Source organism: Allobosea sp. 10N428, from assembly GCF_056394545.1.
The window spans coordinates 1,136,057-1,159,271 of the sequence record NZ_JBFTIC010000001.1; the positions used below are offsets into that span (position 1 = coordinate 1,136,057).

General features: G+C 66.8%; 22 protein-coding genes. 13 read left to right on the forward strand and 9 right to left on the reverse strand.

Annotated elements, in window-relative coordinates; genetic code table 11:
* Nucleotides 1-22: 22 nt before the first annotated feature.
* Entirely contained in the window at nt 23-2,968 is a 2,946-nt protein-coding gene (locus tag AC1DDA_RS05270; RefSeq protein WP_476794918.1) for a sensor histidine kinase, read from the forward strand.
* Between the two features lie 170 nt (nt 2,969-3,138).
* Nucleotides 3,139-4,851, forward strand: coding sequence for a GGDEF domain-containing protein (locus tag AC1DDA_RS05275; protein WP_476794919.1), 1,713 nt, complete (start codon nt 3,139-3,141; stop codon nt 4,849-4,851).
* Between the two features lie 12 nt (nt 4,852-4,863).
* Here AC1DDA_RS05275 and mgtE read toward each other — a convergent pair whose 3' ends face one another.
* Nucleotides 4,864-6,231, reverse strand: coding sequence for a magnesium transporter (gene mgtE, locus AC1DDA_RS05280; RefSeq protein WP_476794920.1), 1,368 nt, complete (start codon nt 6,229-6,231; stop codon nt 4,864-4,866).
* A gap of 335 nt (nt 6,232-6,566) precedes the next feature.
* On the opposite strand from mgtE, the gene AC1DDA_RS05285 reads away from it, so the two are divergent.
* The 8 genes from AC1DDA_RS05285 (at nt 6,567) to AC1DDA_RS05320 (ending at nt 13,635) form a co-directional block, all read left to right on the forward strand.
* Complete coding sequence (locus AC1DDA_RS05285; RefSeq protein ID WP_476794921.1) at nt 6,567-7,229, forward strand: glutathione S-transferase family protein; 663 nt, start codon at nt 6,567-6,569, stop codon at nt 7,227-7,229.
* Nucleotides 7,230-7,302: 73 nt separating this feature from the next.
* The gene (locus AC1DDA_RS05290; protein WP_476794922.1) at nt 7,303-8,229 is read left to right on the forward strand and encodes a DMT family transporter; all 927 of its coding nucleotides are present in this window, start codon (nt 7,303-7,305) and stop codon (nt 8,227-8,229) included.
* A gap of 127 nt (nt 8,230-8,356) precedes the next feature.
* Nucleotides 8,357-9,340: a LysR family transcriptional regulator gene (locus AC1DDA_RS05295; protein ID WP_476794923.1), complete on the forward strand. Its 984-nt coding sequence runs from the start codon at nt 8,357-8,359 to the stop codon at nt 9,338-9,340.
* Nucleotides 9,340-9,858 (forward strand): tripartite tricarboxylate transporter TctB family protein, encoded by a 519-nt coding sequence (locus AC1DDA_RS05300; protein WP_476794924.1) that lies wholly within the window; start codon nt 9,340-9,342, stop codon nt 9,856-9,858. The genes AC1DDA_RS05295 and AC1DDA_RS05300 overlap by 1 nt, the downstream gene beginning before the upstream one ends.
* A gap of 3 nt (nt 9,859-9,861) precedes the next feature.
* Nucleotides 9,862-11,373, forward strand: coding sequence for a tripartite tricarboxylate transporter permease (locus AC1DDA_RS05305; protein ID WP_441510950.1), 1,512 nt, complete (start codon nt 9,862-9,864; stop codon nt 11,371-11,373).
* Between the two features lie 65 nt (nt 11,374-11,438).
* Nucleotides 11,439-12,413, forward strand: a complete 975-nt coding sequence (locus AC1DDA_RS05310) for a tripartite tricarboxylate transporter substrate-binding protein (RefSeq protein ID WP_476794925.1) — start codon at nt 11,439-11,441, stop codon at nt 12,411-12,413.
* Nucleotides 12,414-12,652: 239 nt separating this feature from the next.
* A complete protein-coding gene (locus tag AC1DDA_RS05315) occupies nt 12,653-13,084 on the forward strand; it encodes a DUF1236 domain-containing protein (protein WP_441510948.1) in 432 nt (143 codons plus the stop codon).
* Between the two features lie 125 nt (nt 13,085-13,209).
* The gene (locus tag AC1DDA_RS05320; RefSeq protein ID WP_441510947.1) at nt 13,210-13,635 is read left to right on the forward strand and encodes a DUF1236 domain-containing protein; all 426 of its coding nucleotides are present in this window, start codon (nt 13,210-13,212) and stop codon (nt 13,633-13,635) included.
* 146 nt (nt 13,636-13,781) lie between these two features.
* Here the strand turns inward: AC1DDA_RS05320 and upp are convergent, their stop codons facing one another.
* The 6 genes from upp to AC1DDA_RS05350 all read right to left on the reverse strand — a co-directional run bounded on the left by upp (nt 13,782) and on the right by AC1DDA_RS05350 (nt 20,814).
* The gene (gene upp, locus AC1DDA_RS05325; RefSeq protein WP_441510946.1) at nt 13,782-14,423 is read right to left on the reverse strand and encodes a uracil phosphoribosyltransferase; all 642 of its coding nucleotides are present in this window, start codon (nt 14,421-14,423) and stop codon (nt 13,782-13,784) included.
* 37 nt (nt 14,424-14,460) lie between these two features.
* Nucleotides 14,461-15,678: a URC4/urg3 family protein gene (locus tag AC1DDA_RS05330; RefSeq protein ID WP_476794926.1), complete on the reverse strand. Its 1,218-nt coding sequence runs from the start codon at nt 15,676-15,678 to the stop codon at nt 14,461-14,463.
* Nucleotides 15,679-15,706: 28 nt separating this feature from the next.
* Complete coding sequence (locus tag AC1DDA_RS05335; protein WP_476794927.1) at nt 15,707-16,969, reverse strand: GTP cyclohydrolase II; 1,263 nt, start codon at nt 16,967-16,969, stop codon at nt 15,707-15,709.
* A 102-nt stretch (nt 16,970-17,071) separates the two neighbouring features.
* The gene (locus tag AC1DDA_RS05340; protein WP_091855869.1) at nt 17,072-17,233 is read right to left on the reverse strand and encodes a Thivi_2564 family membrane protein; all 162 of its coding nucleotides are present in this window, start codon (nt 17,231-17,233) and stop codon (nt 17,072-17,074) included.
* Nucleotides 17,234-17,569: 336 nt separating this feature from the next.
* Nucleotides 17,570-19,897 carry a glycine--tRNA ligase subunit beta gene (glyS, locus tag AC1DDA_RS05345; protein ID WP_476794928.1) on the reverse strand — a complete coding sequence of 776 codons (2,328 nt, stop codon included), beginning with the start codon at nt 19,895-19,897 and terminating at the stop codon, nt 17,570-17,572.
* Nucleotides 19,897-20,814 carry a glycine--tRNA ligase subunit alpha gene (locus tag AC1DDA_RS05350; protein ID WP_476795129.1) on the reverse strand — a complete coding sequence of 306 codons (918 nt, stop codon included), beginning with the start codon at nt 20,812-20,814 and terminating at the stop codon, nt 19,897-19,899. Before AC1DDA_RS05350 ends, glyS begins: the two co-directional genes overlap by 1 nt.
* A 258-nt stretch (nt 20,815-21,072) precedes the next feature.
* Between AC1DDA_RS05350 and AC1DDA_RS05355 the strand changes: the two genes are divergently transcribed.
* From AC1DDA_RS05355 to AC1DDA_RS05365, 3 genes are all read left to right on the forward strand, one after another.
* Entirely contained in the window at nt 21,073-21,342 is a 270-nt protein-coding gene (locus AC1DDA_RS05355) for a hypothetical protein (protein WP_476794929.1), read from the forward strand.
* Between the two features lie 132 nt (nt 21,343-21,474).
* The gene (locus AC1DDA_RS05360; protein ID WP_476794930.1) at nt 21,475-21,750 is read left to right on the forward strand and encodes a hypothetical protein; all 276 of its coding nucleotides are present in this window, start codon (nt 21,475-21,477) and stop codon (nt 21,748-21,750) included.
* Nucleotides 21,751-21,905: 155 nt separating this feature from the next.
* Entirely contained in the window at nt 21,906-22,199 is a 294-nt protein-coding gene (locus AC1DDA_RS05365) for a hypothetical protein (protein ID WP_476794931.1), read from the forward strand.
* Here AC1DDA_RS05365 and AC1DDA_RS05370 read toward each other — a convergent pair.
* Both AC1DDA_RS05370 and AC1DDA_RS05375 read right to left on the reverse strand, forming a co-directional pair.
* Complete coding sequence (locus AC1DDA_RS05370; protein ID WP_476794932.1) at nt 22,190-22,972, reverse strand: tRNA1(Val) (adenine(37)-N6)-methyltransferase; 783 nt, start codon at nt 22,970-22,972, stop codon at nt 22,190-22,192. The genes AC1DDA_RS05365 and AC1DDA_RS05370 overlap by 10 nt on opposite strands.
* Nucleotides 22,965-23,189, reverse strand: coding sequence for a putative signal transducing protein (locus AC1DDA_RS05375; RefSeq protein ID WP_476794933.1), 225 nt, complete (start codon nt 23,187-23,189; stop codon nt 22,965-22,967). Before AC1DDA_RS05375 ends, AC1DDA_RS05370 begins: the two co-directional genes overlap by 8 nt.
* Nucleotides 23,190-23,215 lie beyond the last annotated feature (26 nt).

The following is a 23,215-nucleotide window of genomic DNA, read 5'->3' on the forward strand; positions in this document are numbered from 1 at the left end:
CGGATCGAACGAGCGGGCAGGCATGAGCGAATCCGGAGAGGACTGGGCGCGACGGGGCGTGGCGGCGGCTGAAGACGCTGCGCTTGCGTCCTTTGCCGCGGGCGGCGCCCTGCTGCTCTGGGACGCGACCGCCGGGCGCCCCGGTTTCGCGAACGACGCCGGGTGGGCATTGCTCGGCGGCAAGGTGGCAGATGCCACGGTTCCGAATCAGGCGCGGCAGCGGCTTGATGCGCTCGCGGGTGGACTTGCCTCCGCAGCTGGCATCCGCCTCGAACGACTGCGCCTGACCTCCGGCTTCGCAGCCATCCCCCTCACCTGCGGCTGCAAGCTCCTGCCCTGCCCGGACGGTCAGACCGTCCTGGCGATCGCCATCCCCGCTGCCGAGCTGCGCCGGCTCGGCATCACGATACCCCCGAAGGCTGAGTCGACGCCGACCATAACCGCGACGGCCACTCCGTCCGAGGGGACCGATTCGCCCGCCCCGCCCCGCCCGTCGACGATCCGCTTCCTCTGGCAGAGCGATGGCGAAGCCCGGCTGACCAAGCTGTCCGACCAGATCGTCTTCCTGACGGGTGCCGACGCTGCAGACAGGCTGATCGGCCGACGCTGGCAGGATCTCGTCGGCTCCACCATTCTCGACCGCGATGGCGGGCTGATCGAGCGGCTCGGCACGGCCACGACCTGGAGCGGCCACAATCTGCTCTGGCAGACCGACACCGCCGGTGAAGGCGCGCGCGTCGAGCTGTCTGGCGTGCCTGTCCTCGATGCGGCCCGCGCACTCGCCGGTTTCCGCGGCTTCGGCATTGCCCGCTTGAACGAGCGCGAGCCGTTCCTTGCAGCGGCTGTCGCGCCCGAACAGGCTGCGGCGAACACGCCTGCTGGGCCAGCGGAGGCCCTAGCGGAAGAGGATGCGAAGCAGCAGGAGGAACCTGCCGGGGAAATGCACGCCATCGCGGACGTAGAGGCGGAACTGCCGCAAGCCGATGAGGCGGCCGAGTCGTCCATGGTGAGCACGGCGGAACGCGAAGCGGCGCCTGAAGCGGAAAACCGCCCTGAGGATAGCGACGAGTTGCCGCTCGCGGCAGCGCGCGACGAATCCGAAGCTCTCTCCGCCGACCGACCGGACGACGAGCAGCCCGCTGCGGGGTCGGTGGCCCCTGCCGACAACATCGTTCCATTGCGCAACGGCGGCACTGTGACGGCGCTACGTCCGCTTCTAGAGCCGTCGAAGCCGCATCTGAGCTCGGCCGAGCGCAATGCCTTCCGCGAGATCGCCAAAGCGCTGGGCGCCCGCCTGGCCGGCGATGAGGAGCCGGGCGGCCCGCGCCTGCCGCCGGTCGCGCCGCTGCAGGTCAAGGAGCAGGTAGAGGTGGCCGCCGCCGAGAGGCCGGCGGTTGAAGCCGACTCGGCCACGGCCCCGGCACGGCAACGTAATTCCCATGCCGACGTACTCGACCGACTGCCCATCGCAGTCCTGGTCAATCGCGGCGACGAGGCGCTCTATGCCAACCGCACCTTGCTCGATCTGCTCGACTTCGCCGACCTCGCCGATCTGAAGGCCGGCGGCAATGTCAGCCGCCTGATCAAGGAAGCATCGCGCGCTGAAGGCGGCGCGATGAAGCTGATCGATCGCCTCGGTCATCTGGTCAGCGTCGATGCCGTCCTCTCCAGCGTGAGCTGGCTGGACGAGCCGGCGACGCTCATGGCCTTCCGCCATCCGAATGGCGGCGGCGAGGTCAAGGTGCTGACGCCGGAAGAGGCGGAAGAAGCCGAGCTCGCGGCCGAGTTTGCCGCTGAGGAGGCCGAATCGGCGGCGCGCGTCGAGGCACTCCAGCTCGATGCCGAGGCCCGCGACGGCCGCATCGCCGAGCTCACCGCCATGCTGGACACGGCGACCGACGGCGTGGTCACGGTGGATGATCGCGGGCGCATCCTGTCGCTCAACAAGGCGGCCGAGGCGCTGTTCGGCTACGATCAGCGCGAGGTGACCGGCGAACTGTTCACGCTGCTCTTCGCCGGCGAGAGCCATGCCCCGGCCCTCGACTATCTCGAAGGCCTGAAGGGCGGCGGCGTCGCCTCGGTGCTGAACGATGGGCGCGAGGTGCAGGGCCGGGTGCGCCAGGGCGGCAAGATCCCGCTGTTCATGACCATGGGGCAGATCGCTCATGGTGCCGAGCCGCGCTTCTGCGCGGTGCTGCGCGACATCACCGCCTGGAAGAAGACCGAGGGCGAGCTGGTCGATGCGCGCAAGGCGGCGGAGATGGCGAGTGCGCAGAAATCCGACGTGCTCGCCAAGATCAGCCACGAGATTCGCACGCCGCTCAACGCCATTATCGGCTTCGCCGAGGTGATGGCCGAGGAGCGCTTCGGGCCGATCGCCAACGAACGCTACAAGGAATATCTGCGCGACATCCATCAGTCGGGCGGCTACGTCATCAGCCTCGTCAACGACCTGCTCGACCTCGCCAAGATCGAGGCGGGCAAGCTCGATCTCGACTTCGCGAGCGTCAATCTGAACGAGATCGCGCTGTCGACCGTGGCGCTGCTGCAGCCTGAAGCGCAACGCGGCCGCGTCGTGCTGCGCTCGGGGCTCTCGCCGAAGCTGCCGCCCGTCGTCGCCGACGAGCGCTCGATCCGCCAGATCGCGATCAACCTGCTTTCCAATGCGGTGAAGTTCACCGATGCCGGCGGCCAGGTCATCATCTCGACCGCGCTCGGCGACCAGGGCGAGGCGATCCTGCGGGTGCGCGATACCGGCATCGGCATGGATGACGACGAGCTGAAGCTCGCGCTCGAACCCTTCCGCCAGGTGCCGACGACGCGCCGTGCTGGCGGCACCGGGCTCGGCCTGCCGCTGACCAAGGCGCTGGTCGAGGCCAATCGCGCGGCGATGTCGATCACCAGCGTCAAGAAGGAAGGCACGCTGGTCGAGATCACCTTCCCGCCCCAACGCGTGCTCGCGAGCTGAGGCCGCCGCCCGGCTCCCACGTCGACCTCTCAGGCGCGCGACGACGCCTGAGGGGTCCATTGTGCACTGCACTTTCCACAATCTGTCCGGAGTGATATCGAGCTGGAGCGCGACCCCACGGAAGGCTGACGGAGCCGTTCCGGAGAGCGAGGATATCCACGCGTCGCATCATGCGCGTCCGGCAACTGACCCTCACACAGTCTGCGCTCGCAGCGATCGGGCTTGTGCTCGCCTGCTCCATGATGCTGGGAGCGAGCCTGCTCTGGCATCATTACGGCGCGCTCAGCAGCAGCGCCCGCACGCTCGCCCGCCTCGACGCCTTTCGGCTGGTGCTCGATGCCGCCTACCATGTCTCGGCCGAGCGAGGCCCAACCAATGCGGCTCTCGGGCGCGAAGCGACGGAGCCGGACCCGGTGCGAGAGCGGCTGCGAGCCTTCCGAACGTCGAGCGACGCCGCGATCGCGCGGATCCCGGCTTCGCTCGCTCCCGATGTCGCGCGTATGCGCGCGCAACTCGACGGCGCTCGCGGACAGGTCGACGCTCTGCTGGCGCGTCCGCTGACGCAACGTGACCACGATGCCGTGGAAAAGGCGATCTTCTCGATGTTCGCCGTCTACGACGCGACCCACCCGCTCACCAATACCGCGATGGACAAGCTTCTCGCAGGCGATTCAGCGCTGATCGGCCAGGCTCTGGTGGCCCATATGCTCGGCGAGCTTCGCGACTATGCCGGCCGGCTGGGCTCCTATCTGGTCATCTCGATCGTGCGCGGCGAACCACTGGCCGGCCCGTCGCAAGCCGCCTTCGACCAGATGCGCGGCCGCGTCCTCGAGCTGTGGCGGCTCACCAGCTCGCAAACCAGCACGCGTGCGGCTCCGCTTGTCGCTCAGGCTCATCAGGCCACCGAAGAGCTCTTCTTCAACCAGGGAATACGGTTGCTCGACGACACGCGGCAGCAGCTCGACGCGGGCCGATATCGCGGAACGCCGGAATCCTTCACCGATATGCTCGTGCCGAGCTTCCAGCCGATCGGGCAATTGCGCGACCGCTTCATCGCTGCTGTCGCCGACCGCTTCGATGCAACCTATCGCCATGCACGGGCGGATTTCATCGTTGCGGCCATCGGGATGGCGCTGGTGGTCGCGGTCGAGCTGGCGCTGCTGTTCGTCAGCCGGCGCTTCCTTTTCCGGCCGCTCATGCTTGCGCGCGCCCGCGTCGTCGATCTGGCGAACGGCAGGTTGCACCAGCCCGCCGCGCCGGGCCAGCTGCGCAGCGAGATGCGGGACCTGTTCCAGGCGCTGGAAACCCTTCGTCGGCGGCTGATCGAACGCGAGCAGCTCGACACCGAAAGACTGCGGCTGACGGCCCGCCTGCGGCGCCAGGCCGACACCGACGGGCTGACCGGCGTCATGAACCGCGGCGCCCTCGAAAGACTCGTCGAGCGAATCGCTCGCTCATCCAAAAAGGACCGGCAGATCGGGCTCATCTTGCTCGACATCGATCACTTCAAGGCTATCAACGACGAGCTCGGCCACATTGCCGGCGACGCCGCCCTGCGGGCGCTCGCCCAGCGCCTACAGGACGGACTGCGCGAGGAGGACGTCATCGCCCGCTTTGGCGGGGAGGAGTTCGCCGTCCTCGTCCTGGATGGCAGCGCGGCCGATCCCGACATGCTCGTCGAGCTGGCCGAGCGGCTTCGGCGCCTGATCGAAGCCGAGCCCGTTCTGCTCGATACCGGCGCGGAGGTCGCGATCACCGCGAGCATCGGCATCGCTGCAGCCAGCGTCGGGCCGGAGATGTGGCCGGAGTTGCTGGAGGCTGCCGATGCCGCGCTCTATCGCGCGAAGCGGGAAGGCCGGAACCGCGTGGCGACGGCGGGCTGAGACCCCTTCCGGTTACAGCAGGGTGCCGGTCAGGATCGCGGCAGCGACGCCGAAATAGATGACCAGGCCGGTGACGTCGACGAGCGTCGCCACGAAGGGCGCCGAGGCGCTGGCGGGGTCGAAGCCCAGCCGCTTCAGCGCGAAGGGCAGCATCGAGCCGGCAAGCGAGCCAAAGGTGACGATGCCGACCAGTGCGCCGCCCACCGTCGCGGCGACCAGCATCCAGTGCGGCCCGTAATCGTAGAGACCGAGCCACTGCCACACCATGATCCGAACCACGCCGATCACGCCGAGAATGGCGCCGAGCGTGAGACCGGTCGGCAATTCGCGCAGCGCGATCCGCCACCAATCCTTCAGCGTGACCTCGCGCAGCGCCAGCGCGCGGATGATCAGCGAGGTCGCCTGCGAGCCGGAATTGCCACCCGAGCTCATGATCAGCGGGATGAACAGCGTCAGCACGATCGCCTTCTCGAGCTCGCCCTCGAAGTACTGCATGACCGAGGCGGTCAACATCTCGCCGACCAGCAGGATCGAGAGCCAGCCCGCGCGCTTGCGGATCATCGAGAGGAAGCCGATCTCGTTATACGGCTGGTCGAGCGCCTCCATGCCGCCGAGCTTCTGCACATCCTCGGTCGTCTCGGCGATCATCGCGTCGATGACGTCGTCGAAGGTGACGATGCCGATGATGTGCTCGTCCGCATCGACGACCGGAACGGAAAGCAGGTCGTATTTCGTGATGAGGCGCGCCACGTCCTCGCGATCGACCTCGGGCGCGACGGTGATCGGCTTGTGCGCCGGGACGACCGATTCGACCGGCGCCTCGGGATCGCCGGCGATCAGGCGCCGCAGCGAGACGGCGCGCACCAGCTTGCGTGTCACGGAATCGAGCACGTAGATCGCGTAGACCGTCTCGCGCGAGCGTTCGACGCGGCGGATATGATCGAGCGTTTGCTGCACCGACCAGTTGCTGGGCACGCTGACGAACTCGGTCGTCATGATCGAGCCGGCACTGTGCTCGGGATAGGCCAGCAGCTTCTTGAGATCGGAGCGGGTCTGGCGGTCGATGCGGCCGCTCAAACGCTGTCGTGTCGTCTCGTCGAACTCCTGGAAGACGTCGGCCGCGCGGTCCGCCGACATGGCGGAGAGCAGCGCACCGGCGCGCTCCTCCGGCAGCATCGCCAACGCTTCGGCCGCAGCGGTGAATTCGGGCTGATCGAGCACCTCGACGGCGCGGTCGAAAGGCAGTTCCGCCAGGACATGGGCGATCGTCGCCTCGTCCTGTTCGTTCAGCGTCTCGACGATGTCGGCGACGTGCTCTTGCGCCAGCGTCTGGGCCAGCGTCACGGCGAGGAGGTCCGTCGTGGCGACAGTATCATTCATGGCTCTATTCCTTGCGATCGGGCCGTCATGGCCGGATCGCAGGCGAGCCGGGTAACCCGGTCAGGCGCGCGAGGCGGCGGCAGACGGCTTCGACTGTCGGCTGGGACTGTCGCTTGGCATCGGGTCGGGGTTTCCTGTGAGCAGCCGGCCGCGAAGGCCGGAAGCAGGAGGCCAATGCACCCGCCAAACGCCTGCGTCAAACGGTTTTTTCGATGCCGCGACCGAGGCATCCCGCATTGGCGCGACGCCAGCGTGCGCCTAAGGTCGCTGCGACGGAATCGGCCCGCTCGCCGGCTCAGGTCGCCCGCACGCCATCTCTCACCGGAATCCTGCCGATGTCCCTGACGATCTACGGTTGCTATCGTTCACGCGCGACGCGCGTCATCTGGCTCGCCAACGAGCTCGGCCTGCCCTTCACGCATGTGCCGATTATCCAGGCCTATCGCGTGCCGGATCAGAACGCACCCGGCGTGCCGCTACACACCCGCAGCGCCGAGTTCCTGAAGATCAATCCGAACGGCCACATCCCCAGCATCGACGATGACGGCTTCAAGCTGCACGAATCGCTGGCGATCAATCTCTATCTCGCGCGCAAGCATGGCGGGCCCCTGGCACCGCAGAACGCGCAGGAGGAAGGCCTCGCGGTGATGTGGTCGCTCTGGGCGGCAACGGAGTGCGAGACCCATGCGCTCAACCTGCAGTTCCACCTTGCCGCCTATCCGCCGGAGAAGCGCAAGCCGGAGCTGGTCGAGGCGGCCCTCGCCGCCCTGCCCGGCCCCTTCGCGGTGCTCGACAAGACGCTGGCCGAAGGCAACGGCTATATCATGGGCGGCCGCTTCACCGTCGCCGATATCAATGTCGCGGAGATCATCCGCTATGCGAAGCCGGCGACGCAGCTCTTCGACGCCGCGCCGCGCGTCAAGGCCTGGCTCGATGCCTGCCAGGCGCGGCCGGCCTTCAAGGCGATGTGGCAGGCGCGCGACGCCGAAGCCGCCTGAGACAGGAAACGGGTGGAGCACGAGCCGGGGCGAGCCTATCGCTCCGGCTCGTTCCTTTTTCAGCAGGTTCGCCATGTCCGCCTCCCCCGCCGCGCAGCCTGCCATGGATCTCAGCGACTGGCTGCTGCTCCTGCTGCTCTCGCTGCTGTGGGGAGGCGCCTTCTTCTTCGGCAAGATCGCCGTCGCCGAATGGCCGCCGCTGGCCGTGGTGCTTGCGCGCGTCGGCATGGCCGCAGCGGCGCTGCTTCTGGTCGTCCGGATTTCGGGATTGTCGATGCATGTCGGCAGGCCGATGTGGCTCGCCTTCTTCGGCATGGGCTTGCTCAACAACCTCATTCCGTTCGGGCTGATCTTCTGGGGACAGACCCAGATCGCCAGCGGCCTCGCCTCGATTCTCAACGCCACGACGCCGCTCTTCGGCGTCGTCGTCGCCCATCTCTTGGGCCAGGACGAGAAGGCAACGGGGCTCAAGCTCGCCGGCGTGGGCGCCGGCATCATCGGTGTCGCGATCCTGATGGGCCCCGATGCGATCGGGGGGCTCTCGGGAGCTCTGCTGCCGCAGCTCGCCTGCCTCGCCGCCGCCCTGTCCTATGCCTTCGCGGGCCTGTTCGGCCGGCGCTTCCGCAGCCTGCCGCCATTGGTCACGGCCGCCGGTCAGGTCAGTGCGACCACGCTGATGACCGTTCCGCTGGTGATCCTCTTCGACCCGCCCTGGCTGCTGCCCGCACCACGCGCCGAGGTCATGTTCTCGCTTATTGGGCTCGCGCTGCTCTCGACGGCTCTCGCCTATGTCATCTTCTTCCGGATCATGCGCCGCGCCGGCGGCACCAACGCCATGCTGGTGACGTTCCTGATCCCGGTCAGCGCCATTCTGCTGGGTTCGCTGTTCCTCGGCGAGGCACTGCAGCCGCGGCACTTCCTGGGGATGGCGGCCATCTTCGCCGGGCTTGCCCTGATCGATGGCAGGCTGTTTCGCATGAGGCGCACGCGGCCGGCATGAGCCCGAAGAGTTTATTGCCAAAAAATTATGAATTACGGTAGGGTCGACTTGTCGGCTGGAGGCGCTAAGGGCACGTGCCACTGACAGAGATATCGCGGGAAGCGATACTGGGGAACAGGGGACGGCCATGGATGTGCGGCAACTGCGATGTTTCATCGCGGTCGCGGAAGAGCTGCATTTTGGCCGCGCGGCCGAGCGGCTCGGCGTCGCGCCTCCTGCCCTGTCGCGCCAGATCAGCGCTCTCGAGGACGAGCTCGGCGTCAGCCTGCTGACACGGACCACCCGCCAGGTCGCGATGACCCGCGCCGGCTTGATCATGCTCGAGGAGGCCAAGGGCATCCTCGTCAAGATGGAGCACGCTTCCCGCGCCGTGCGCGAGGCCTCGCTCGCCTCGGGCAAGGTCCTGCGCGTCGGGGCGATCGACGCCGCCTCCTCCAGCTTCGTTCCGGAAGCGCTGATGGCCTTCCGGGCCCGCTTCCCGGGCATCGAGATCAAGTTCGTCGAGGCGATGACGGCCGCACTCGTGCAAATGCTCGAGTCCGGCAAGCTCGACCTCGCGCTGACCCGTCCGCCGCGCAAGCCGACGGACTGCGCCTTCGAGATCCTGCGGGTGGAGCGCCCGCTCGTGGTGCTCAACGAGACGCACCCGCTCGCCGCCCGCGAACACCTGACGATGCTCGATCTCGTCGGCGAGCCCTTCGTCGTGCCGTCCAAGCGCATCCGGCCCTACGCCTATGATCTCGTCATGGCCTATTTCGAGAGCGTCGGCGCGGTGCCAAACGTCACCATCGAGGCGACAGAGAAGCCGGCGATGATGTCCGCGGTGGCGGCCGGGCTCGGCATGGCGCTGGCGCCGGACTGGGTCTCGCGCCTCTCGTTTCCCGGCGTGACGATGCGGCGTCTGCGCGGCGCATTGCTCGATCCGCCACCGCCGGGCGCGCTGGTCGGCGTCGCCTGGCGTCCCCAGCAGAAATTGCCGGCACGCGACGATTTCCTTGCGATCCTGCGGGAAAGCGTGACCTTGCTCGACGAGCGCCACAGCGTCCTCACCCCTTCCCCCAAAACGCAGAAGCGGAACACCCGCCCCGGATCGCCAGTCGGAGGAGCCTGATGAGTCTCAATCAGATAGAACGGGCGCAGGGTCTGCGCATAAGATCGACGCAGGACTTGGCCGGCGGCCTGTTCATGGTGGTTCTGGCGATCGGTGCCTACATCTTCGCCTGGGATCTTCCGGTCGGCACGCTGCGCCAGCTCGGTCCCGGCATGCTGCCGAAAGCCTTCGCGGCCATCTGCGGCGCGCTCGGCATCATGCTGGCCGTCGCCTCGCTGCGCTACAACGGCGAGAGCCTCTCGGGCTGGTCCTGGAAGGGCATCTTCTTCGCGCTCGGCGGCGCCTGCCTGTTCGGGCTGACCATCCGCGGCTTCGAGTTCGGCCCGATCCAGATCCCGGCACTCGGCCTGCTCGTCTCCGGGCCGCTACTCATCTTTTTCTCAGGGCTGGCGGCAGATGACCGCAAGTTCAAGGAGCTGGTGATCTTCGCGTTGGCGATGTCGGCCGCCTGCATTCTTCTCTTCAAATACGCGTTGAGCCTGCCGATCCCGCTCGCGCCCTGGCTGCTGGGTATCTGAGCGATGATGGATACGCTTGCCCATCTTTCGCTCGGTTTCGGCGTCGCGCTGACGCTCAAGAACATCGCTCTCTGCTTCGTCGGCTGCCTTGTCGGCACGTTGATCGGCGTCCTACCCGGCGTCGGGCCGATCGCGACGATCTCGATCCTGTTGCCGATCACCTTCGGCCTCGATCCCACCGGCGCGCTGATCATGCTCGCGGGCATCTACTACGGCGCGCAGTATGGTGGCTCGACCACCGCGATCCTTGTCAATATCCCGGGCGAGGCGACCTCGGTCGTTACCACACTCGACGGCCACCAGATGGCCAAGCAGGGGCGTGCGGGCGTCGCGCTGGGCACCGCGGCGCTCGGCTCCTTCTTCGCCGGCTGCGTCGCGACCCTGTTCATCGCTGCGCTCGGCGCGCCGCTGACCAAGATGGCGCTGCTCTTCGGCCCGGCGGAGTATTTCTCGCTGATGGTGATGGGCCTGTGCTTCGCGGTGGTTCTGGCGCGCGGCTCGATCCTGAAGGCCTTCTGCATGATCATGCTTGGGCTCCTGTTCTCGACCGTCGGCACCGATCTCGAGACCGGGCAGGAACGCCTGACCTTCGGCATCCCGGCGCTCTCCGACGGCATCGACTTCTCGGTGCTCGCGATGGGCGTGTTCGGCTTCGCGGAAGTGCTGCGCAACCTCGAGAGCCCCGAGGCGCGCGACGTCGTCAAGAACAAGATCGGCCGGCTGCTGCCGGGCTGGGAGGACATCAAGCAATCCGCCGCCCCGGTGCTGCGCGGCACCTTCATCGGCGGCATCCTCGGCATCCTGCCCGGAAACGGCGCCGTGCTCGGCCCCTTCGCCAGCTATACCGTCGAGAAGAAGATCGCCAAGGATCCATCGCGCTTCGGCAAGGGCGCCATCGAAGGCGTTGCCGGTCCGGAATCGGCCAATAATGCCGGCGCCCAGACCGCCTTCATCCCGCTTCTCACCCTCGGGATCCCGCCGAATGCGGTGATGGCGCTGATGGTCGGCGCGATGACGATCCACGGCATCATTCCCGGCCCGCAGGTCATGACCCGCAACCCCGAATTGTTCTGGGGCATGGTCGCCTCGATGTGGGTCGGCAACCTCATGCTGCTCATCATCAACCTGCCGCTCGTCGGCATGTGGGTGAAGCTGCTGCAGGTGCCATACCGGCTGATGTTCCCGGCGATCCTGATCTTCTGCTGCATTGGCATCTACTCGGTGAACAACCAACCGCTGGACGTCGCGTTCACGGCGCTGTTCGGCCTGTTCGGCTATCTGCTGATCAAGCTCGGCTTCGAGCCCGCCCCGATGCTGCTCGGCTTCGTGCTGGGCAAGCTGATGGAGGAGAAGCTACGGCAGGCGCTGATCATCTCGCGCGGCTCGTTCTACACCTTCATCGACTATCAGAACCGGCCGATCTCGCTCGGCCTGCTGATCGTCGCCGTCCTCGTGCTCGCGATCGCTCTGCTGCCTGCGATCTCGAAGAAGCGCGACGAAGTCTTCACCGAATGACGGGGTTGCCGCCCCGGCGCCAACCCCATCAATTTCATGTCAAGCAATCTCTGGGAGGAATGCTGATGAAGAAGTTCGTTCTCGGCCTCGCCGCGGCAGCGGCGCTGGCCTTTACCGGCAGCGCGCAGGCGCAGGGCTATCCGACGAAGCCGATCACCATGATCGTGCCCTTCGCGGCCGGCGGCCCGACCGACATCATCGCCCGCATCGTCGCCGACCACATGTCCAAGACGCTCGGCCAGCAGATCGTCATCGAGAACGTCGCAGGCGCCGGCGGCACGACCGGCATCGCGCGCGCCGTGACGGCCGCGCCCGATGGCTACACCATCGCGATGGGCCATCTCGGCACCTTCTCGGCGGCGCCCGCCACCTATCCCGGACTGAAATACGACCCAATCAACGGCATGCAGACGATCGGGCTCGCCGGCGGCACGCCGATCCTGATCGTGGCGCGGAAGAGCTTCGAGCCGAAGGACCTCAAGGCGTTCGCCGACTATGTGAAGGCGAACCCGGACAAGGTGAACGAAGCCCATGCCGGGCTCGGCTCGGTTTCCTGGACCACCTGCACCCTGCTCAAGGGCGTCCTCGGTACGCCGAAGATCAACGCCGTGGCCTATCGCGGCACGGGTCCTGCCCTGAACGACCTCGTCTCCGGCCAGGTCGACTTCATGTGCGACCAGATCGTCTCCGTCGCCGAACAGGTCCGCGCCAATACCATCAAGGCCTATGCCGTCGCCTCGGCCCAGCGCTCGCCGGCCCTGCCCGATGTTCCCACCACCAAGGAAGCCGGCCTGCCCGACTACCAGATCGAAGCCTGGAACGGCATCGCCGGCCCGAAGGGCATGCCGAAGGAGGCCGTGGACAAGATGGTCGACGCGCTGAACAAGGCGCTCAACGACGAAGGCACCAAGAAGCGCCTGCTCGACCTCGGCACCGTTCTACCGACGGCTGAGGAGCGCACTCCGGCCGGCTTCGCCGCGCTGATCAAGCGCGATGCCGACAAGTTGACGCCTGCTCTCTCGGCCGCCCCGAAGCAGTGAGGCCAACCCAGTTAAATCGTCTTCGCGGCGGGCCTCGTGCCCGCCGTTCTCGTTTCGAGCGATAATCCGCGCCCGGCGGGTGAACCCGCCGCCTTCCGCAATGAACTGACAAGTCATTGCTGCGGCTCATCTTCTCGCCGGCGATCGCAAACGTTAACATCTCGTGACCCCTTTTTTGGGGAACTGTTTCGGCTTGCTGCAGTTTTCCTTCCCGAAGTTCACTTCGAAAGGAGAAAGCCATGATCAAGAAGCTCGCTCTTGTTGCCGCGTTGACCATTACGCCTGCCGTTGCCTTCGCCCAGAGCCAGCCTTCGGGCGGTGCGGTCGGTGGCGCGACCAGCGGTGCGGCGGCCGGTGCGGTTGGCGGCGCTGTGGTCGGCGGCCCGGTGGGCGCTGTCGTCGGCGGCGTCGGCGGCGCCGTGGTCGGCGCGATCGTCGGCGATGCTGCCGAGCCCCGCTTCCGCACCTACGTCGTCGAGCAGCGCGTTCCGTCTTATAGCTATGCCGAGCCGGTGGCTGTCGGCACCGTCCTGCCGGCGCAGGGCGTCGTCTATCACCGCGTACCGGCCGAGTACGGAGCGTCCGCCTCGCGCTACAACTACACGGTGGTGAACGATCGCACCCTGATCGTCGAGCCGCAGACGCGCCGCGTGGTCCAGATCATCCAGTGACGCCAGTCTCTACGGAATGGCCCGCCTCGGCGGGCCATTCTCGCTTTTGTGATCGCCGCGGCACGGAACTGCCGCAGAAGGCGCGCATTCTGGCTTTGGGGCTAGGCAGTTATCGGAGGTCGATCATGATCAAGCGGATTCTGTTGGCTGCGGCTTTTGCAGCCATTCCCGCAACCGTTTTCGCACAAAGCATGGGGCCTATCATCCGCGACCCCGCAAGCGGCGGCTTCACTCATGACCCGGCCCTTGTCGGCACCGAGACGAACATGATGCCGTTCGACGTCTTCGCGCCACCTCTTCGGCGGGATCCCGCCGGCGGCACGATGATCAACGACGACGCAGGCTTCCGGAACTATGTGACGGCGCAGCACATGCGGTCATATCGCTATGGCGAACCGGTCGTGATCGGCACGGTGCTACCGGCGCGCGGCATGGTCTATCGCAATGTGCCCGCGGCATATGGCGCACCCGGCTATCACTACACGATCGTGAACGGCGAAGCCGTCGTCGTCGAGCCGCGCACCCGCCGCGTGGTCGAAATCATCGAATGACGCTGGATTGCCGCGCGTCCGGCCGGACGCGATGACGGCGATCAATCCATTGTTGTCGCATCGATTCCGAAAAGTGACGTCCACTTTTCGCCCGGTGCGAAGGCCGGAAAGGCCCTTGCCCGTGGCGGCATGGGCCTTCCCGGTGCTCAGCGCGTACCGAACATGCGATCGCCTGCATCCCCGAGACCCGGCACGATGTAGCCGTGATCGTTGAGGCGCTCATCGATCGCGGCGGTCCAGATTCGGACATCGGGGTGCGCGCTGCGCAGATGAGCGATGCCTTCGGGCGCCGCCAGCAGACAGACGAACCGCAGATCCCGGGCGCCCCGCTCCTTCAGACGCTCCACCGCCGCCACGGCGGAATTGGCGGTCGCGAGCATCGGGTCCATCACCACGATCATGCGGTCTGCGATGTCGGATGGAGCCTTGAAATAATACTCGACCGCCTGGAGCGTATCGGGATCGCGGTAGAGGCCGATATGGGCGACGCGCGCGGCCGGCACCAGCTCCAGCATGCCGTCCAGGAAGCCGACGCCCGCCCGCAGGATCGGCGCGAAAACCATCTTCTTGCCAGAGATGACCGGCTGCATCGACTTCTGCAGCGGCGTCTCGATCTCGATCATCTCGGTCGGCAGATCGCGCGTCACCTCATAGCAGAGCAGCATGCCGATCTCATTGAGAAGCTGGCGGAAGCTCTTGGTGGAGCGGTCCTTCTCGCGCATCAGCGTCAGCTTGTGGCGGACGAGCGGGTGATCAACGACGGTGACGCCGTCCTGGCTCGAAGTCATACGCCGGCTACCCCTTTTTCTCTCGAAACTCTGCTCGTCAAAATACCGTGCCATCGCTGACAATGGTCAAGGGCGGACCGCCATCCACACGCTTTTCACGCGCGATCCGCCGACCGGCGGCCCAGGTACCACCTTCGAGCACCTTGGCGAGCGGCAAATCCTCGCGTGAGCGGCCGAGGCGCTTGCGGATCAAGAGTCCGATTTCGTCGAGCAGCGCCACCGTCAAAGCTCGCCATTCGACGACCAGCGGCGAGGAAACCTCATGCGCCTTCGCCCGATCCGCCTCGTCCTTAAGCGCGATCACGCCGCTGTCGAGAAAGAGCCCGCCATTGCGGTATTCGGGCAGGCCGGTGAGATCGTCAATGTCGATGACGGCGATGCCGGCCCATTGCAGCGGTTCGATCAGCGAGTAGGTCAGCCATTGCGACAATTTGTGGAAAGGCACGAGCCCTTCCGTGACCTCGCCCGGCGCGATCAGGGGATGGCGCCAGGTATCGCCGAGCGCAACACCAGCGAGCGTCAGGCGCGAGGGCCAGATGCCGCCGAAGGTCGCGAGCACCTCGCCGAGCATATGCGCAGCTCGCAGCGTGCCGGTGTCGGCGGCAGCTGCGAAACGGTCGAAGAGTTCGCCGGGGCGCGACAGGCCCTGTCGCTCCAGCTCTTCGCCGAGGCGGTTGAGCAGAGCGGCCCGCCCCTCCAGCGCCAAGAGCGGATTGTCCGGACCCACCTGAAAACCTTGTGCCAGCGTTGCCGCATCGCGCCGCTTCAGCCCGGCGGCGTCGGCGCGAAGCGGATCGGCAGGATCGCTGGAGAACAGGCCGGCGGCGAACATGTCGAGCGAGGCCAGCGCCAGCCCCTCGGAACGCCCGATTTCGCGGCCGGTAGCAGGATCGCGGTAGCGCCAATCGGGGCCCGCACCGGCATCGAGCAGGACGCTGACCACGGCAAGATCATAGGCAGCGCGGCCACGGGCAGCCGGGTCCGCGAAGCCGGCCGCCTGATCGAGCCTTTGCCAGCGATCATCGCCCGCGACGACGAAGTGGCGCCAGCGCGCATGGAAGGGAATTTCGAGCGTGGGATAGTTCGCCCGGATTGTCTCAAGCACATAGTCGGCGCAGGCTTCCAGCCGCTCGGTCTGGACGCTGAAATGCAGCAGCTGGCCGGCGAGCCCGAGCTCCAGCATCTCCCGCGCACGCTCGCGGACGGCGGCAGGTTTCAACAGGGCGCGGAACGCCTCGGTATCGCGGTCGGGCATCGTCAACTCGGCTAGATGCGGGGCAGGATCAGAACTTCTCGAGGCCACGGCCGACGGTGGCCTTGAGCGCATTGTCGCCGGGTGCGCCGTCAGGCGAATAATAGCCCGCAGCCTTCTTGGCCTCGATCTCGACCGATGCGTCGGGCGGGATCAGCTCAGGCGGGATCGCGACGCGCTCGCCGATGGTGATGCCGCTCTCGACCATGGCGTCATATTTCATGTTCGACATCGACATCAGCCGGTCGATATGGGTGACGCCGAGCCAGTGCAGCACATCAGGCATCAATTGCTGGAAGCGCGCGTCCTGCACGCCGGCGACGCATTCGGTCCGCTCGAAATAGGTCGCGGCGGAATCGCCGCCCTCCTGCCGCTTGCGCGCGTTGTAGACGAGGAACTTGGTGACTTCGCCGAGCGCCCGGCCCTCCTTGCGGTTGTAGACGATCAAGCCGACGCCGCCGCTCTGCGCTTCCCGCACGCATTCCTCGATGCCGTGGATGAGATAGGGCCGGCAGGTGCAGATGTCCGAACCGAAGACGTCCGAACCGTTGCACTCGTCATGGACGCGGCAGGCGATGCGCTTCTTTGGCTCGGCGAGCGCGGAGACCTCGCCCATGACATAGGCGGTGATCGAGCCGATCGGCGGCAGGAAGACTTTGAGGTCCGGCCGCGTCACCAGCTCGGGATACATGCCGCCGGTCTGCTCGAAGAGCGTGCGACGCAACTCGTTCTCGGTGGCGCCGAAGCGCTCGGCGATGCCCGGCAGATACCAGACCGGATCGACCGCGATCTTGGTGACGGAGATGTCGCCCGACGGATGGAGGATGTTGCCGTCCGCGGCGAGGCGATGCGCGCCCATGGCGGCCAGTATCTCGGGCAGGTTGAGCCTGGCCTTGGTAATCGCTATCGAGGGGCGGATGTCGATGCCCTCCCCGATCAGCTTGCCGAAATCCTGCGCCACCGTATGGCCGAAGGGATCGAGCGAAACGATCTTCTTCGGATCGGCCCATTGCGGCTGCGGCGAAATCTCGGCCGTCGGATAGGTGTTGGTCAGGTCCGGGCGTTGCGAGGGGTTCATCGCACGGGCCGAGATCGCCAGCGCACGGTAGACCGAATAGGAGCCGCCATGGGCGCCGATGACGTTGCGGTCGGCCGGGTTGGTGGTCGAGGCAATGATCGGGCCGCGCTCGGCCGCGGTGGGGGCGCCCCATCGGATCGGGAAGCGTACGGCAGCGCTGCCGGGCTCGGGATGGGAGGTCAGCCTGATATGGCCGTTACGGTTCGGCGCGTTCATCGCAGGTCTCGCCCTGAAACAGGAAGGGCCCCGGGACGGGAGCGTCCGGGGCCCTCTGGACCTCAAGAAGTCTGTACCAGCGCGTGGACGCCGTCAATCGCCTTAGAAAACAGCGAGATAGCGCAGCAGAGAGATGATGCCGATCACGATGACGATGATCTGCACGACGTTCTTGATCTGCCCGTCGAGCGGCAGCATCCGCACGAGATAGAGCACAAGGCCGATCACGAGAACAGTGATCAGCAGCGAAATCAGAATGGACATGCTTTCAGCCCTTTATCTCGGCCGGTGGCCGGCCCCCCCGGGAGCCCTGCCGCGACGGATTCGCGACCTGTCAGCCCCGTCGAAAGAACGTTGCAGGGTGGGAATAGGTTCCGGTGCGGGGTTTGCCGGCGAAGGAGACGGGGCGGTTTCCGGATGAACGCGGGGCCGCAAACGAAGACCCCCTCTCCCGGATGGGAGAGGGGTAGGGGTGAGGGAAGGACGGAAAACCAGTCCGGCACGGAACCAACCGCAGCTGCGGAGAGGGCAGAGCAAGGGCGACCGACGGCTGGCCCTCACCCCTACCCCTCTCCTATCCGGGCGAGGGGATCCCGCGCCTTATCCTGCGATGCGGTCGAAATCCGCCACGGCTCGTGTCGCCTGACGGAGTTGGTTGAGCAGCTTCAGGCGGTTGGCACGCTGGGCCGGATCGGGATCGTTGACCGTGACCTTGTCGAAGAAGGCATCGACCGCCGGGCGCAGTTCCGCCAGCGCGGCCATCGCGCCCTCATAGTCTTCGGCGGCGACGGCAGCCTCGGCCTTCGGCGTCGCCTGCGCCAGCGCGACGGCGAGCGCCTTCTCCTCGATCAGGCCGGCTTCTGCAATCAACTGCAATTCGGGCGCCGCGGAAAAAGCGCCCTCCCCGTCCTTCTTCTCCTCGGCCTTGAGGATGTTGGCGGCGCGCTTGTAGCCCGCGAGGAGGTTCTTCCCGTCCTCGGTGTCGAGGAAGCGGCCGAGCGCGGCGACGCGGCGGGTGATGAGGAGCAGGTCGTCGTTGTCTGACGGGCCGTCGCCGATCACCGCATCGACAAGGTCATGCCGCGCGCCGCGGTCGCGGAGCATGATTTTCAAACGGTCGTGGAAGAAGGAGAGGAGATCATAGGTTTCACTCCAATACCAACGAGATCCTGCCCATTTGATGTAGGTCTCGATGCCCGCCGCACGGGCTCGAGCACTTTTAAAAGAGTGCAAAGCTTCTTCCGCGTCCAGCTCTACCAGCTTTGCAGCGAGAGCTTCTAGTTCGGCAGTCTTCTCCGAAACACCAGCAACCATCTTGCTGGTGCGAAGCGGATTGAGGACTGGCATAAGCCCCAGCCGCACCCCGTTCTCAACCACCAGCCGGATCACGCCCAGCGCCGCGCGGCGCAGCGCATAGGGGTCCTTGCTGCCAGTCGGCTTCTCATCGATGGCCCAGAAGCCGACGAGCGTGTCGAGCTTGTCGGCCAGCGCCACAGCCACCGAAACCGGATCGGTCGGAACGCGGTCGGAGGGGCCGAGCGGCTTGTAATGCTCCTCGACCGCGGCAGCGACCGAAGCGTCCTCGCCCTGCAGCTCGGCATATTTCCGGCCCATCAAGCCCTGAAGCTCAGGGAACTCGCCGACCATCTCGGTGGGCAAATCGGCCTTGGCGAGCTTGGCGGCGCGCTCGGCCTTCTCCGGGTCGGCACCGACGATCGGCGCCAGCTCCTTCGCCAGCGCGGCGATGCGCTGGACGCGCTCGCCCTGCGTGCCGAGTTTGGCGTGGAAGACGACGCCGAGCTTGTCGAGCTTGGCCATGCGCTGGTCGAGCGGCTTGGCTAGATCGAGGCCGAGCTTCTCGGCGCTCTCCTTGAAGGTGTCGAGATCAGGCAGCGAGCCGCGATCGGTCTGCCAGAAATAGGCGGCGTCCGAGAGGCGCGCACGGACGACGCGGCCATTGCCGGCGGTGATCGCCGCTCCGCCGTCGCTGGCGAGGAGGTTCGAGACCAGGATGAAGCGATTGGCGAGATCGCCTGTCGCCGGGTCGCGCAGCACGAAGCATTTCTGGTTGGCGCGGATGGTGGCGCGGATCGCTTCGCCGGGGATGTCGAGGAAGCGCTCCTCGAAGGAGCCCATCAGCACGGCCGGCCATTCGACGAGGCCGGCGACCTCCTCCAGCAGCCCCTCGTCCTCGACGAGATCGAGCCCCTGCGCGAAGGCGAGGTTGCGGGCATCAGTGAGGATGATCTCCTTGCGCCGGTCGGCATCGAGCACGACCTTCGCCTTCTCCAGTGAGGCCACGTAATCGTCGAGACGCTTCACCGTGATCGGGCCGGGCGCATGGAAGCGGTGGCCATAGGTGACGTTGCCGGAGACGATGCCGTCGACCTCGAAGGGCACGATCTCCGGGTCCTCGGTCTCGGCGGCGCCGAAGGTGCAGAGGATGGAGTGCAGCGGGCGCACCCAGCGCAGGCTGGCGCCGGCCGCCGAAGCCTTGCCCCAGCGCATCGATTTCGGCCAGGGGAAGGAGCGGATCACGCTCGGCACGATCTCCGCGATCGCCTGAACAGTCTGCTGCCCCGGTTTCTCGATGATGGCGACGTAGGAATCGCCCTTCTTCGGGTCGCTGACGATGGTAGCCTGATCCAGCGAGGCAAGGCCGGCGGCCTTGAGGAAGCCCTGAACGGCGGCGTCGGGCGCGCCGACGCGCGGGCCCTTGCGCTCCTCGCGCACGTCGCGGCCGCGCACCGGCAGGCCGGCGACATGCAGCGCGAGACGGCGCGGTGTGACGAAGGCCTTGGCGCCCTCATAGACGAGGCCGCGCTCGACCAGCGCATCGGTGACGAGCTTCTTGAGGTCCTCACCGGCCTTGCGCTGCATGCGCGCCGGGATTTCCTCGGAGAAGAGTTCGAGCAGGAGATCGGGCATCAGATTGCTCCCCCGCCGGCGGTCTTCAGCCAGGCCGCGCCGCAGGCCTTGGCGAGCTCGCGCACGCGCAGGATGTAGCTCTGCCGCTCGGTGACCGAGATCACGCCGCGCGCATCGAGCAGGTTGAAGATGTGGCTGGCCTTGATGCACTGGTCATAGGCCGGCAGGGCAAGTTGGTGGCGCGGCTGGTTGTCGCCAGACGCCGGCTCACCGGCAGCGAGCAGCGCCTTGCACTCGGTTTCGGCGTCCGTGAAATGCTGGAACAGCATCGCGGTGTTGGCGTGCTCGAAATTATGCCGCGAATATTCCTGCTCGGCTTGCAGGAAGACGTCGCCATAGCTGATGCGGTCCTCGCCATCGAGGCCGTTGAAGTTGAGATCGTAGACGTTCTCGACGCCCTGGACATACATCGCCAGGCGCTCGAGGCCGTAGGTCAGCTCGCCCGCGACCGGCGCGCATTCGACGCCCGCGACCTGCTGAAAGTAGGTGAACTGGCTGACTTCCATGCCGTCGCACCAGCACTCCCAGCCGAGCCCCCAGGCGCCGAGCGTCGGGCTTTCCCAGTCGTCCTCGACGAAGCGCACGTCATGCAGCCCGAGATCGACGCCGATCGCCCTCAGCGAGTCCAGGTAGAGCTGCTGCAAATCCGGCGGCGACGGCTTCAGGATGACCTGGAACTGGTAGTAATGCTGCAGCCGGTTGGGGTTCTCGCCGTAGCGGCCGTCCTTGGGGCGGCGCGAGGGCTGGACATAGGCGGCCTTCCAGGGCTTCGGCCCGAGCGCGCGCAAAGTCGTCGCCGGGTGGAAGGTGCCGGCGCCGACCTCCATGTCGTAGGGCTGCAGCACCACGCAACCTCGCTCGGCCCAGAAGCGCTGCAAGGTCAGCAGCAGCCCCTGGAAGGAGCGGGTCGGGTCCATCGCCGGGGAATAAGCCGGGATGCTGGAAAGCGAATGTGGCGCGGGGGCGGACAAGATGCCTGCAACCTTCCGATAACAAGGGAATTGCGGGGTGATTAGGGTTCGGACCGATCAGGGTCAAGCGCAGGCCGGAACCGCAGCCGGACAGATTTCGTTCATAACCCGTCTGCTAACCACGAGACGCCGCATGATCAGCAATGTTCGGGGGCGAGCATTGGATCGATGAGCAGCGGCTGAATAATGAAGGAGTTATAGCCCATGTTGACAACCCGCATCATTGCCGCCGCCTTTGGCGCGGCAACCTTGCTCGGTGCCGCCATGAGCAGCGCCCCCGCTTCCGCTGTTCCGATTTCGGCTGGCACGGCGTTGGGCTCAGGCGCCGAGACCGGTCTCGTCCAGCAGGCGTGGCACCGCGGCCGCCCGCATTACGGCCCGGGCCGGCCGCATGTCCGTCGCTGCTGGACCGAATCCCGCCGCGTCTGGAATGGTCGCCGCTGGATCGTGCGCCAGCAGCGCATCTGCCGCTAAGGCGGCCAACCGCCTCGATGAAGGCAAGCTGAACGGCGCGGTTTCGCGCCGTTCAGGTGTGACGGCCTAGCTTCGCATAAGGGACGACAAGTCAGCCATCGGCACGGCCGGCGGCTATCGATGGAGAACACGATGTTCCGGACAACGCTTCTCGCCGCTGCCGTGACAGGCGCGCTCGGCGGTTTCGCCATGATGGCCGCCCCGGCCTCGGCAGCACCGGTCGCCGCTCCCGCCGGCCAGACGGCGCCGGCCGGCCAGGGCCTGATCGAGCAGGCTCAATATTACTATCGCGGCCCGCGCCGCTATTATGGCTCTCGCCCCTATTATCGTCCGCGCTGCTTCTGGTCGGAACGGCGGGTGTGGAACGGCTGGCGCTGGGTGGTCCGCCCGGTGCGGGTCTGCCGCTGAGGTTGACGCATTGCAGCCATGATTCGCGGCTCAATGAAGGCTCGCTGAACGGCGCGGTTTCGCGCCGTTCAGGTTAAGGGGGATAGTTTCCCCTCCCATGGACGGCGTTGGTCAGCGCAAGGCGAGACCGTCGACGCCATCGCACGGAGGATATCATGTTCAAGACGATGCTTCTCTCCGCCGTGACGGCCGGCGCGCTGGGCATTGCAGCCCTCACCGCCGCCCCGGCTTCCGCGGCGCCGGTCGCGGCTGCGCCGCAGGTCGATCTCGCAGGCGGCATGGTGCAACAGGCGCAGTACTATTACGGCCCGCGCCGCTATTATGGCCCGCCTCGCCCCTATTACGGCCCGCCGCGCTACTACGGCCCGCGCCGCTATTACGGTCCGCGCTATTACGCCCCGCCGCCTCCGCCGCCGATCTTCGCGCCGCCGCCGCGCTACTACTGGTAAGCGGCGAGGCGCGCCCGCCCACGATGCACGGCCTCGCTCTCGGCCGTGAACCGGCCATCAGGTCCATTGATCACGAAAGCCGGCAGCAGCTCTGCCGGCTTTCTGCTGTTCAGCACCGCCGTGACGATAACGCGAATCGCTGGCGTGTCGGCAACGCCGTAGACGGGTCGGATCGCGACGGCACCGAAGCCGGAGGCGAGACCGGCGAGCAGATCGGGCAGCGCCTCGGCCCGATGGATGATCGCGAGCAGGCCGCCCGGCTTCAGAGCCCGCCGCGCGGCACGTAGCCAGGGCCCAAGATCGCTCTCCGCCACATGGGCCGCCCGGCGGTTGGCAGTCGGCGAGGCACGCGTCCCGCCCTGCGGATAGAAAGGCGGGTTCATCGCGACCGCGTCGCAGGAAGCCGGCTTCAGTCCCGCCACTTGCAGTTCGGCCGCCGGCGCTGTGACGTCTGCCGCGATGACAATCCCGCGATCTGCCATGCCATTCAATGCCAAGTTCTGCGTCGCCAGAGCCGCCAGTTCCGGGTCGCGCTCCAGCAATGCGATCCGCAATGCCGGCCGCAGCAGCGCAGCCGCGAGCGCCACCGTCCCGACGCCCGCGCCGATATCGAGGAGCGTACCGCCATCGAGCACGGGCAGCGTCGCCGCGAGCAGGATGGCGTCGGTGCCGGCGCGGTGGCCCTTGCGCGGCTGGCGCAGGCGAAGACGCCCGTCGAGCAGCCGATCCTCGACGATCTCCCCGAGCGCAAATACGGTTTCTCCCTCACTCATTGCGCAGCTCGGGCCCATAACCGGCTTCGACCAGAAGGGCCCGCGCCCGGCGGCTATCCGCCTCGCGCACGAGGAGCCGGCGTGGAAAGGCGCCGGTCATGCCCTCGAGGGCGCTGATATGCTGGTCTGCGATCAGGCAATCGAGCCCGGCCGATTCCAGCAGTGCCTCGACGGCGCCGAGCAGGATGAGGTCGTTGGTGCGCATGAGTTCGTGCATCGCCCCATGGAGCCCAACCCGCCCCC